Origin of the sequence: Coleofasciculus sp. A1-SPW-01 (genome assembly GCF_040217205.1) — a bacterium.
GTDB classification, from domain to species: domain Bacteria; phylum Cyanobacteriota; class Cyanobacteriia; order Cyanobacteriales; family Coleofasciculaceae; genus Coleofasciculus; species Coleofasciculus chthonoplastes_A.
Window position 1 is genome coordinate 145,442 of the sequence record NZ_JAVJNP010000090.1, and the last position, 11,932, is coordinate 157,373.

Sequence of the window (11,932 nt, forward strand, 5' to 3'; positions counted from 1 at the left end):
TCTATATAATGTTATCCAAAATGCACCTGTACAACCATATCATTAAAGTCGCGATCGCCTCCATTCCATTCATCTTCAAACCCAATGGTATTATCTCCCAAAAGGCGAACGTGGTCTACCCCATCCGGGTTAGCCCCGATAAAGGCAAAATAAGCCATTACGTCTTGATCACTCTGATTCAGGGGATTCTCTGCCAAAAACTCTTCTGCTGTACCATCAGCGATTATAAACGGAGCCACTAACGTCCCAGCCGGTAGTCCCGCGTTTGTGTCCAACTGCTGACTTACCGCCGCTTCAGCATAACCGGGATCACCGGGTAGCAGATCCCCAATGCGACCATCCAAGTCATCAATGACATAAAATCCAAAACTATTATCATACTCGGCGTCACTATTGACGCCAAACTGCGCCGGAATCATACCCGTTACCTGATCCCGTAAATCAATGAGTTCTGCTTCTTGCCCTCCTTGTAACTGGGTTCCAACTCCTGGTTGAGCCTCTGTGATTTGCACCGTGAAAACTAGGTCATCAAAGTCTCCATCATTGCCATCTTCCCACGCCAGGTTATAGTAGTTATCACCTAATTCTGATACCTGTACAGGGTCAAACTGATCCCCATTGGCAGAGGTTAAACCCAAAAATATATTATCCGGAGTCCCTCCAGCCGCCAACTCAGCCCGTACTGTATCCGTGGTACTATCTTCGATCAGGTAAAACCCAAAGTTCTGATCCCCATCAACCCCAAATTGACGGGTGAAGCTTAAATCTGGAAACTGATTGCCAGGAAGCACAGAGAAAACAACTTGGGATTGGTTGAGGGCGGCATCCAGATACCCAGCTTCTCCAGGAGCGATCCCGTTAATATAACCCGACTCATCATCTACCCAAAAAATGCCAACTTCGTTAACCGAATTGGTATCACTCCCAGTTAGCTGAAATTCAAGTTGAACCGCATCCGAATCTCCAGCAACGTAGAAAACATCCGAGGCTAGGTGACTCAATGTGGGTTCTGGGATGGGTTGAGGGTTGGTTATGCTAGCCGTGATTCCCTGGGTGACAGTAGCCGACGATTCCCCAATGTCATTAATTGCTCTCAGGCGATAATAATATTGCGTGTTTGCCGTTAAGTCAGTATCCCGGTAACGGATAACATCAGCCGCTGTTGTAGCAACTACCGTCCAATTCTCTTGGTCGCGCGATCGCTCGATCTTAAACCCGGTTTCATCCTGACTATTATCCGCCCAAGTCAGTTCAATTTCTGTAGAAGAAATCCCTGTCAGGATTAAGTCACTCGGAGCCATGGGTGGTGTCTCTATCGAAACGCTCAACGTCGCTCCGGCTGTCACCTGGGGATTCCTTGGTCTGGGAGATGTTTGCACCGCCCCGCCATTATCGGTAAACTCTGCCAGTTGAGGATCACTAAACATAACACCGGCTGTTACTTTGGTATCATCCGGGTTTGGAGACAAGGATTGGACATTTCCACCGCCATCACTAAATACTATCATTGTCTGATGGTTAAGGTTCCAATCATTGCCTCCATTGTGAGCAAAATTATCAGCAACTAAGGTGTTGGTAAGTAGGGTATTGTTGCTACCGCCGGTAAACCCACCTCCCATAAATCCAGCATAATTCCTGGCAATGGTTGTGTTGGTAATCGTAGTCCGACTCGATCCATTTTGGAGAGCGATCGCGCCACCGAGTCCATCATTACCATCGGCTGATTTGGCTTCGTTGCCGTAGAACGTACTATTTTCAATAGTAGTCGGTGATGTTTCTCCTACCCATAAACCTCCCCCTTGCTGGTGCGCCCGATTATTCGCAAACGTCGTATTCCGGATAATCAACTCACCCTTACCGTGGCGTAGCCCCCCACCGAGAGCCACACCTTGGCTATTCTCAGTGATGAGATTGTTAATAATCGTGCTATTTTGAACTAATACGGTATCGCTATCATAAACAAAGAGAAACAGACCTCCTCCTTCTCCAGCACTTTGATTGCCATCAATTCGACTATTACTAATCTCGATTGTGCCTTGCGTCCGGCTATCTGGGGTTGGCGAAGCTCCATCGGTAAAGATGGCTCCACCACCACTCGTGGATGTGTTGTTGACAAAGGTGGAGTTGGTAACCGTCAGGCTACTTAAGAGGCTATTAATGGCTCCCCCCAAATCTCCATGGTTGTTAGTAAAATCGCTGTCCACAACTGTAGTAGAACTTTCGCTTTTAACCGCGATCGCACCTCCACCCCGCCCAGTTTTACCCGATTGACCATTCCCCTCAGCGCTATTGCCCTCAAATGTACTGTTAATGATAATATTGCTACTGCGAAAACCGGCATAAATCGCTCCCCCACCTTCACCATTGGCATGGTTATTCTTAAAGGTGGTATTTTCTATGGTTAACTTGGTGGAGCTAAATGTCCAAACTCCTGCACCTGCCCCATCTTCACCCTTCTCCGTCGTCTTTCCATCAGCGATCGTCAAATTCTTGAATGTTACTTCTATAGGTTCCCAGGGTGGATCGCCTTGAACAAAAAATACACGAGAGGTGTTATTCCCACTAATGGTTAAACCTGGGGCCTGTTTCCCATCAATTGTCAAGTCTTTCTCAACTTCGAGTTGACCACTGGTGAGGGTAATGGTTTGATTGGCTAAACTAGCGTCAAATTCAATTGTATCCCCTGCCTTGGCTTGCGCGATCGCAGCTCTCAGAGAACCCACTCCACTGTCAGCAGCGTTTTTAACTATAATGGTAGTCATAATTTAGCATGCACCCGTTTTTTGCCAGATTAAATCTATCCCTCGCCCAGAACGTTGGAACTAAACGTGTATCTAGATCTAGATCAAGGGATTCTCTAACAGGGCGTCACCGTTTTAATACATCATCAAACTTGGATTACAGTTCATAACCCATGAACAATGACGCGAACTAAACAGTGTCACCGACTTGGCTTAGATCATGTTTCAAGTCGAGGGACTTGTGAAAAATTTAATCGCTGGACTGAACCCTGTAAGTATATTTTCTCTGTCTGTAGTAAAACTACTGAATTTAATCAACTACTGTCTACCCAAACATAGACTCTTTACAGACTCTTCATAAACAGCCTGTCGTATCTTCATGAAAACTTCACAGTAGATTTGACCAACCCTTATCACATCTGCACATCTGCCTCGCCCTCACCCAAAGAGGGGAAGTTAACTTGGATCAGCCAGATTACAGATGGAACGGTTGAGACTTCACAAAACTTTGTAAAGAGTCTTTACGTAAATACTCGCAATTGGTGGATTTACATTTCAATCTATGTACAACTATTGACATGACTGAGCAATTACAAGTAAATTACTTCCCATAAAGGATTTTATTCCCCGACCCGAAAGAGGTTAACACCTAACTCCCCAGACTTAGCGAGACGATGAGGATAAACCCAAAAACCGTTGACCGTGGGTCTGGCTCACTCCAGGTCTACAGAAACAAGGTTTTGGGACTTCGGGCGATAAAAAATAAAAATGCGAAACCCAGTTTGGGCAGCTATGAGGAAATAGGAATGAATACTCAAACGTTACCAGTGTCTCCCAGTCAAACCAGTGTCATCGGAATTGGTGTTCATCGGACAAGCTATGAGGAATGTACCGATCTGATCATTCAAAACGCTAAACGGCATCAATCGTGTACAGTAGCGGCAACGGATGTCCATAGCATGATGCGTGGTTATCTTGACCCCCAAGGTCATGGCTATCGCCTGAATAATTTTACGGTAGTCACCCCAGACGGTCAACCTGTACGCTGGGCGCTGAATCTGTTTCGCAAATCGGGAGAAAAATATCTGCGCGATCGCGTCCGGGGACCTGAACTTATGTTAAGGGTGTGCGAACGAGCGGCGGCTGAAGGTGTGAGTATTTTTCTCTATGGTTCCACCGATCCGACGTTAGAGCAACTGAAAGTCAAGCTGACCGAAAAATTCCCTAACTTGAAAATCGCTGGTGCAATCTCTCCACCGTTTCGAGCATTAACTCCAGAGGAAGATGCTGAGTACGTCCAAACCATTCGCCAATCAGGAGCGGGTATACTTTTTGTCGGACTAGGATGTCCTAAACAGGAAGAGTGGGCGTTTACCCATCGCCATCGCCTGGATTGCCCAGTACTCTGTGTCGGTGCGGCGTTTGATATGCACGCGGGTCAAGTTGACGAAGCTCCAATTTTAATGCAAAAGTTCGGTTTAGAATGGCTCTATCGATTTATGCAAGAACCTGTTCGTCTTTGGAAGCGCTACCTCTTAATCAATCCGCTTTACCTCGTGCTTGTCGCTTTGCAGCTTTTCAAAATCTTGCCCCGCCAAAAAAAGCGTAATCGAATTGACTACCAAACCTCTCATATTATATGAATATTATATGAAAAGAGAAAGGCAACTCCATAAAGTGAGAGATTATCATTGAGTGATTCAACGCTGGAGCGGATTTTAAACCAAGCTACTCAGCAGGCGGAAGCAGCTGAGGTTTACCGGAAACTTGGGTCACAAGCCTCGTCCTTCGACAGGCTCAGGAACACCTTCTAGGACGGCTTTCACTAAGATTATCTCGAAATTATCCTGATATGCTGCTTATTCGTACTAAAATAACATTAGCGGTAAAGCGCACATAAAAAGCGAAGTTGGTAAGCGCGGATTATCTCTTGTATCCGGAACCCTGGTAGCAGAAATCCTAAATCTTGCAAAGTGAGAGACGTTGGAGCGAGAATTCGATAAATCTCGATACATTTAAAATCATGTAAGACCTGTGAAGGCATTGAAATACTGTGGGACACACAGGAATTTAAGCTTGAGGAGTGAGTTGAAAGGCTCAAGTATGCTCTGTAAGACCGAAGGGAAACTATTCAACTTGTTGAACGGACGAACTAAGGCAAGATCAGCCCAAGAATCACCGCACTTATAGGGCGGTGAGTGTCAATATTTGTCCAGTCAAGATACACCGATTACCTTTGAAAACAATCGTTTAAAATCCCTGCAAACCAAAGCCCGTGAGGGAATAGCGCTGCGACTTGTCTGTAATGGACGTCTGGGATTTGCCAGTTCTAGTGATTTGAGCCGCTTGGATGACTTAGTGTCTGCTGCGATACAAACTTCTGAAATTGGCGCTCCCGTCGAGTTTGAGTTTGCCAGTGATGTACAACTGACGACACCGACAAGCAATTTTCAGCCCCCACCCACCCAAGAATTGGTCGAGGTGGGACAAGGGTTAATTGAGCAGGTTCATGCTTATAACCCAGATATATTGGTGGATGTCGAATTTCATATCCGCTCGAGTTCGGTGAAAATTGCCACCACGAGTAACGTTTGGACACAACGTAGCCGTCAAATCCTGAGTGCTAGTCTATCAGGGAACTTAGTTAAGGGGGAAGATTTTCTTCAGGCTTATAGCATCGACGTTGGGCGGCGCGAGGGGGATGTCAACCCAGTGGGAATGGTTTCCGGAGTGGGTTATCTCGTCCCATACCCGATTTAGTGAATCTGTGTATGATTCCAGGAAAGACAGCCATGCCAGATTTAATTGCTGGGATGAAAGAAGGGCTGATTGTCGATCAAGTGCTGGGTGCCGGTCAATCGAATCAGCTAGCAGGAGAGTTTTCCGTGAATCTGGATTTAGGTTACAAAGTTAAGAATGGGGAAATCGTGGGTCGGGTTAAGAATACGATGGTAGCGGGTAGTATTTTTGAGGCGTTTAAACGTCTGGTTGATTTAGGTGCGTCACCAGAATGGGTTGGCGGAAGTGCTTATCTACCTTGTTTGTTATTTGATCAGTTGAGTGTAAAAAGTAAAAAGTAAAAAGTAAATTGTAGGGGCGGGTTTAGCCGTTTAATGGTGATACACACCGATAATCTATCAACAAAACCCGCCCTTATTAATAATAAAAAGAATGAATTAAAATATGGGTGAAATCCTATAATAACTGTACTGGTATTCGCAGGAATACAGCAAAAATACGATAAGAGAGAAAGGAGTAAAGTTGGTGAAGCCAGGATTGATAAATGGATTTTCTGCCGTTCGTTCGGTTCTCAGTCGCCTACGGATGATTGGGGTTGTTCTGCTGGTGTCATTACTCCTATCTGGCTGCGTTAAATATGATGTTTTAGTGAACGTCAAGGATGAAAACCACGGCGCGATTGTGCAGCAAATCCGCTTGGGAGAACAATTGAGAAGTTTTAGTAATGCTCAAGCGACTGAATGGCTCAAAAGTATTGAACGACGTGCTAAGGAACTCCACGGAAAAACGACGCGCCGTTCTCAGCAAACACTTGTAGTCACAATTCCATTTAGTAATGGGCAGGAATTGACCACCAAGTTCAACCAATTTTTCAACCCCGTGAACCCAACGGCTAGGAAGGCTAAGGATAGGGGAACTGTTGATTTACCCAGTCTTGACTCGATATTAAGTTTGGATCAACGTAGCTTTTTTGTGGTGCAACGGAATCAGTTAAACTATGAACTGGATTTGCGATCGCTAGCCGTGCTTTCGGCAAATGGGAGTGTAATCGTTAGTCCGGGTTCGCTGTTGGATTTGCAGTTTAGTTTGCAGACTCCTTGGGGGGCAAACATTCTTGATTTAGGGGATAATACGATTACGCCTCAGATTTACGAGGATGGACATCAGCTTGTGTGGACTCTGATACCGGGTCAACTTAATCGCCTAGGGGTGGTGTATTGGGTTCCTAGTCCTCTGGGAATGGGAACGATTGTAATTGTACTGTTGGTGTTGGGTGGTTTTTGGGTTAAGTATAAGTCATTTCCGGGAACATCAACGGCGTAAGTCACACATTTAAATTGGGTATAAGTAGTGAGCAAGATGCTCACACTACAAGGATTTCGTAATTCTTGACATTCAAGTTGAAATGCCGAAAAACTTAGAATGCCAGCAGCTTAGATTTCCCAGGCTCATAAAAATATTGTCAGTAAACAGAGCAATAAGGCTTCTGTCCATTCCACCACCGCCCCATAAGTATCCCCCGTATGTCCTCCCAACTGGCGGTAAAACCAGAAGCCGGTCAAAAGCGCGATCGCACATCCTCCTCCGGCGCTAATAACGGCTAACTCCAGACTATCTCTATTCATATTCATGAGTAGGGGTAAGCCACATACCCCCAGGAGTAAAAATGCCCCCCACAGACTATCAATCGGCACCCGAATCCCTTGTTGATGAAATGCGCCTTTCCCTGTGGCTTTGAGGTACGGATACATCGAAATCGCCACCACTTGTCCCCAGCGCCCCCATCCGGCTACACTAATCAAGGCAAACCAGCGATGAGTCTCAATATCCGTAAGCGCCGCCATTTTTAGTAAGAGTAGCGCGATCGCTGCCATCGCCCCAAATGCCCCAGTAACGCTATCTGCCATCACCTCCAGCCGCCGCTTCGGATCGGGTACCCCTAAGCCATCTGCCGTATCCATCACGCCATCTAGATGCAATCCTCCGGTGAGTGCTACCCAACTCACCACGATAATCCCACTTCGGGTCAAGTGGGGCATACCCCAGTGTTGCAACAGAGCGTCTAGCATAGCTAATAGAACGCCAATGAATAACCCAACCCCAGGTGCCCAACGGGCAATACGCTCAAAGTCTAATCCCCAACTCATGGGAATGGGGATACAAGTATAAAAGGTGATAGCACCCAACCAAGACTGCCAGGACTTTTGCACCGCTTGCCACATCGATTGCACTCTAAACCACTTCATGGAGAATAATCTAATCTAGAGGGACACAGATGCAGGTAAGCCCGGAAGCACGGGGATACAGGTGTCACAGAGATATTGAGTGGCTCAGGATTTGGGTTCATAGTTTACTACACAGAAATTTACGTATATTGTCCGATGAATAGCGGGTGAATATTGGGATAGTATGGTTTAGTAACCCTACTGTAATACCCGTAACACTCAAGTATTTCAGATAATAATCCACTGGCACGAGCCCGTGGATAAATTTCTGATTCTTGATTGTCATAGCTTCTGACTTGCCTTTAGCTAGGCAGTCGCTAAAATCGAAGCATTAGGTTTTTCAGTCGGGTTTTACACGAATGCCAATACTCTTTGCAAGGCAATATCAGCCCCTTATGCATCATAGGCTTTACCCATGAGTTATCATCAACCTCCACGCCGACTTCCCGCTCCTTGTATCATTGATACGGGCATTATTATCAATAAGCAGGACATGGGACGCCTACTCACTGATTTGGGTCGCGTCCGCTATATTCACACCATCGATAGCAACAAGCAAAGTGAGGGAGAAGGATATGTGCTGGAAGTCTTTGCCGATTCCCGCCGTTCTACCCTGATTGCGAATCAAGCTATCTACATCAATGTCCAGAGTTTTGATTACTTGCAACTGCATCAGACACCGGAAAAGCAGGCTTATTTCGATTTAGTCCAGGATAACCGTCGGCTAAGGCTGATTCCCTTATCCAACCCTTTACATGAGCAATCGGTGGAAACCCTCAACGCCGAAGCCCTGGAAGCCATGGTTACCCAGGTACTCAATGCCCGGTGGGATGTACAAATTGATGATGAGGGGGAATGCCCGTTCTAATCCGCACATAAAAGAGATGATGAGCCACAATAATCAAAGCACGATCATGAACCCTTAACCGCATTGGCTCAAACATACAATTCATTTTCCTTTCAATGTCAGGCATGGTGCAGCCAAACCAAGGCACGCGCCGGATTACTGCACAGTCCCCATGGTCTGATTGAAACGCCCCGGTTTATGCCCGTGGGTACTTTGGCAACGGTCAAAACTCTAACTCCTGCCCAGTTAGAAGCAGCACAAGCCCAAATTATTCTTGCCAATACCTATCATCTGCACTTACAACCCGGAGAAGCGATTGTTCAGCAAGCGGGAGGACTGCATCACTTTATGGGTTGGCAGCGCCCAATTTTGACGGATTCGGGCGGCTTTCAAGTTTTTAGCTTAAGTAAATTGCGACAAATTAGCGAAGAGGGTGTGGTTTTTCGTTCGCCTCGGGATGGACGGTTAATTAATCTCACCCCAGAACGGTCGATTGCTATCCAAAATGCGCTAGGGGCGGACATTATTATGGCATTTGATGAATGTCCGCCGTATCCAGCAAGTCGGGCGGAGATTGAGGCGTCATTGGAGAGAACCGATCGCTGGCTGAAGCGCTGTATCAATGCTCACACTCGTGCGGATCAGCAAGCTTTATTTGGTATCGTTCAGGGCGGTGTGTATCTGGATTTGCGTCGTCAGGCGGCTGAGTCGTTGGTGTCTTTGGATTTACCGGGGTATGCCATTGGTGGGGTGAGTGTGGGAGAACCGGTGGACTTGATCCATGACATCGTGGCGGCGACGGCACCGTATTTACCCATTGATAAGCCGCGTTATCTTATGGGGGTGGGGACATATCGAGAAATGGCACGGGCGATCGCATCAGGTGTGGATTTATTTGATTGTGTGATTCCCACGCGCTTAGGTCGTCATGGGGCGGCGTTGGTTCAGGGGGAACGCTGGAATTTGAAAAATGCTCGGTTTCGGGAGGATTTTTCGGCGTTGGATTCGACTTGTCCCTGTTATTGCTGTCAGAACTTTAGCCGCGCCTACTTAAGTCATCTGGTGCGATCGCGGGAAGTTTTGGGCTTTATGTTAATCTCCCTGCATAATGTGACAGAGTTGATTCGCTTTACCCAAAGTATTCGAGAGGCGATTTTACGGGATACTTTTACCACAGATTTTGCGAGATGGCTAGTGCAGCGCGGCAAAAATACTTGAGCAGCTTCGTAGATACGATGAAGCAGGGGAAGCAGAGGGAGCAGGGGAAGCTGGGGGAGATATTAGCTGTTCAGTTATTTCTGCCTTCTTGCGCTAGTCCGGTCACCACCGCAAAGTATGACCGCCGGGGGGAGGAGGCGAAACGACGGGCGGCGCAGCGTTTGGAATTTTAGTTCTAGAACTAGAATAGGAAGATCATTAACACGATATAGGGTAAAGTCAATGAATGTGTCTTTAACTCCAGAACTTGAGCAGTTTCTTCAACGCCAAGTAGAGGGCGGGAAATACAAATCACCGGAGGAGGTTATCCTGGCTGCACTTAGGGCGTTTGCTGAACGGGAACGTATCTATAAGGGGCGCTTTGAGGAATTGAGGGGGGAAATTATGGTTGGAGTTGAAGCGTCGAAACGGGGAGAGGTGGTTGATGGTGAGACGGTTTTTAGCCAACTCGAACAGAAGCTGCTTTTACGTCGTTCTCAAGAGGGTGAATGAGTAATATTTGCCAATTTACTGTTCCAGCTAGTCGAGATATTGAAAGTATTATCGACTATGTTGCTGATAAGAGTAGTTTGGGTGCAGCGGAGCGTTTACTTAAGAAGATTAATCAAAAGTGTCGGACGTTGGCTAGTTTTCCGAACATGGGGCGGAGGCGAGATGAGCTTTTACCTTCGTTGCGAAGCTTTCCTGTTGATGATTATTTAATTTTTTATCAACCAATTGAGAATGGGATTGAGATTTTGCGGGTTGTTAGTGGCTATCGAGATTTAGAGGCGCTGTTCTCAGATGAAGATGGGGAGTAAGAAACTGAAATATGCCTCCAAATTAAGCCGAAACCTATATTTGCGGATTGTTTACACAAATATAGGTTTTTGTCCATAGTCCAATTATGACTGTAATATCATGTCCGGCAAATCACCCATAATAAAAACCTCTCCCTCTAACTCCCTCACCCCCTCCTCTGCCTTCTGCTATATTACGCCAACCAACGGCTTAGGGTTTGCCATCAGCAACCAAAGCACTTAAAGAATCGCTAATTTCTCCGGTGTTGAGATTCCCAAAATAGGTGACTTGGGTGGGGTAAGCAAACTCAATCTGACGCGCTTCAAATTCCTGTTTAAGCTGTAAATTAAGCTGCTGCTGGATATCCATATAGAGGTTGTAATCACTGCTTAAAACGTAATAAACCACCTCAAAGTTCAAGCTAAAATCCCCATAATCGCTAAAATGCGCTCGGTCAAAAGTGGTATTATCTAGATTTTCCACAATACCTTGGACAATTTCGGGGATGAGCTGGAGCTTTTCTTGAGACGTTTCATACAGCACGCCAAACTTAAATGCTACCCGTCGTTTGGGCATCCGCTTATAGTTGCGAATCCGCGAACTGGTTAAATCGGTGTTGGCAAAAATGAGTTGTTCTCCACTTAAACTCCGCAGACGAGTCGTTTTAATACCAATATGTTCGACTGAACCGAGGAAATCGCCAACAATGATAAAATCTCCCAATTCAAAGGGACGGTCAAAGAGGATAGAGAAGTAGCTGAATAAATCCTGGAGAAAGCCTTGAGACGCTAAAGCAATCGCCACACCGCCAATGCCTAATCCAGCCACAACAGCGGAGATATCAAAACCCAGATTATCTAACAAAAAGACAATTCCCAGCGCCCAAATTGCAATTCGAGCCGCCGGAATTAACGCATCAAGCGCCTGTTGCACCGTTTCACTTTGGCGGCGAGTTAGCCAATATAGCCGGAAACCGTATTCCACCAGGGAAACCAAGAGGCGAATCCCTAGAATCGTGGCAACAATCAACGTCACAGCGTCAATCACCTGATCCAGAATCGGATGTAAGGTGAGATTCGCGATCGCCACATAAAACGTGCCAACGTAAAGGATAGGAATCACGGCTCGTTCAATCATCTGGATCAGGGAATCATCCAACTGAGTTGTCGTTTTCGCCGCCCAGCGTTTGAGCCGTCCTACAATCACTTGGCGGAGAATTTTGATCAGAAAAATTCCCACAACCAAGATGACAAAGGCGATGAGATAGTCTACGACTTGATTGTATAAAAACGTAACCTGTAAGAAATCTGGCGTCATGAACTCCTTAAGCGAATTATACTGAATCCCTATCAGGATTTATGGTTTTTCTCAATCATACATCA

General features: G+C 46.2%; 10 protein-coding genes and 1 pseudogene. 8 read left to right on the forward strand and 3 right to left on the reverse strand.

Going from position 1 to position 11,932, the window contains the following annotated elements; all coding sequences use genetic code 11:
- Positions 1–11: 11 nt before the first annotated feature.
- Positions 12–2,762 (reverse strand): DUF4114 domain-containing protein, encoded by a 2,751-nt coding sequence (locus RH949_RS14105; protein WP_446353911.1) that lies wholly within the window; start codon positions 2,760–2,762, stop codon positions 12–14.
- A 785-nt stretch (positions 2,763–3,547) separates the two neighbouring features.
- Between RH949_RS14105 and RH949_RS14110 the strand changes: the two genes are divergently transcribed.
- The 3 genes and pseudogenes from RH949_RS14110 to RH949_RS14120 all read left to right on the forward strand — a co-directional run bounded on the left by RH949_RS14110 (position 3,548) and on the right by RH949_RS14120 (position 6,803).
- On the forward strand, positions 3,548–4,384 hold the full coding sequence (locus RH949_RS14110; RefSeq protein WP_446353913.1) for a WecB/TagA/CpsF family glycosyltransferase: 837 nt from the start codon (positions 3,548–3,550) through the stop codon (positions 4,382–4,384).
- Between the two features lie 553 nt (positions 4,385–4,937).
- Positions 4,938–5,821: pseudogene (locus RH949_RS14115) on the forward strand (metallopeptidase TldD-related protein); the annotation flags it as partial.
- A 184-nt stretch (positions 5,822–6,005) separates the two neighbouring features.
- Positions 6,006–6,803 (forward strand): DUF3153 domain-containing protein, encoded by a 798-nt coding sequence (locus RH949_RS14120; RefSeq protein WP_446353915.1) that lies wholly within the window; start codon positions 6,006–6,008, stop codon positions 6,801–6,803.
- A gap of 125 nt (positions 6,804–6,928) precedes the next feature.
- Here the strand turns inward: RH949_RS14120 and cobS are convergent, their stop codons facing one another.
- Positions 6,929–7,726 (reverse strand): adenosylcobinamide-GDP ribazoletransferase, encoded by a 798-nt coding sequence (gene cobS, locus RH949_RS14125; RefSeq protein ID WP_446353917.1) that lies wholly within the window; start codon positions 7,724–7,726, stop codon positions 6,929–6,931.
- 394 nt (positions 7,727–8,120) lie between these two features.
- On the opposite strand from cobS, the gene RH949_RS14130 reads away from it, so the two are divergent.
- The 5 genes from RH949_RS14130 (at position 8,121) to RH949_RS14150 (ending at position 10,570) form a co-directional block, all read left to right on the forward strand.
- Positions 8,121–8,573, forward strand: a complete 453-nt coding sequence (locus tag RH949_RS14130; protein WP_006102097.1) for a hypothetical protein — start codon at positions 8,121–8,123, stop codon at positions 8,571–8,573.
- 63 nt (positions 8,574–8,636) lie between these two features.
- Positions 8,637–9,770 (forward strand): tRNA guanosine(34) transglycosylase Tgt, encoded by a 1,134-nt coding sequence (tgt, locus tag RH949_RS14135; RefSeq protein ID WP_446353919.1) that lies wholly within the window; start codon positions 8,637–8,639, stop codon positions 9,768–9,770.
- Positions 9,767–9,943, forward strand: coding sequence for a hypothetical protein (locus RH949_RS14140; protein WP_446353952.1), 177 nt, complete (start codon positions 9,767–9,769; stop codon positions 9,941–9,943). The genes tgt and RH949_RS14140 overlap by 4 nt, the downstream gene beginning before the upstream one ends.
- A gap of 49 nt (positions 9,944–9,992) precedes the next feature.
- Positions 9,993–10,262, forward strand: coding sequence for a type II toxin-antitoxin system ParD family antitoxin (locus tag RH949_RS14145; RefSeq protein WP_006101934.1), 270 nt, complete (start codon positions 9,993–9,995; stop codon positions 10,260–10,262).
- Positions 10,259–10,570 (forward strand): type II toxin-antitoxin system RelE/ParE family toxin, encoded by a 312-nt coding sequence (locus tag RH949_RS14150; protein ID WP_006101986.1) that lies wholly within the window; start codon positions 10,259–10,261, stop codon positions 10,568–10,570. The genes RH949_RS14145 and RH949_RS14150 overlap by 4 nt, the downstream gene beginning before the upstream one ends.
- A gap of 190 nt (positions 10,571–10,760) precedes the next feature.
- Here the strand turns inward: RH949_RS14150 and RH949_RS14155 are convergent, their stop codons facing one another.
- Complete coding sequence (locus RH949_RS14155; protein ID WP_446353922.1) at positions 10,761–11,867, reverse strand: mechanosensitive ion channel family protein; 1,107 nt, start codon at positions 11,865–11,867, stop codon at positions 10,761–10,763.
- Positions 11,868–11,932 lie beyond the last annotated feature (65 nt).

What these genes read in the sequence shown, in the direction of transcription:
- RH949_RS14105 (WP_446353911.1), bottom strand. Translation starts at nt 2,762, where the DNA reads ATGACTACCATTATAGTTAAAAACGCTGCTGACAGTGGAGTGGGTTCT.
- RH949_RS14110 (WP_446353913.1), top strand. Translation starts at nt 3,548, where the DNA reads ATGAATACTCAAACGTTACCAGTGTCTCCCAGTCAAACCAGTGTCATC.
- cobS (WP_446353917.1), bottom strand. Translation starts at nt 7,726, where the DNA reads ATGAAGTGGTTTAGAGTGCAATCGATGTGGCAAGCGGTGCAAAAGTCC.
- RH949_RS14130 (WP_006102097.1), top strand. Translation starts at nt 8,121, where the DNA reads ATGAGTTATCATCAACCTCCACGCCGACTTCCCGCTCCTTGTATCATT.
- RH949_RS14145 (WP_006101934.1), top strand. Translation starts at nt 9,993, where the DNA reads ATGAATGTGTCTTTAACTCCAGAACTTGAGCAGTTTCTTCAACGCCAA.
- RH949_RS14150 (WP_006101986.1), top strand. Translation starts at nt 10,259, where the DNA reads ATGAGTAATATTTGCCAATTTACTGTTCCAGCTAGTCGAGATATTGAA.
- RH949_RS14155 (WP_446353922.1), bottom strand. Translation starts at nt 11,867, where the DNA reads ATGACGCCAGATTTCTTACAGGTTACGTTTTTATACAATCAAGTCGTA.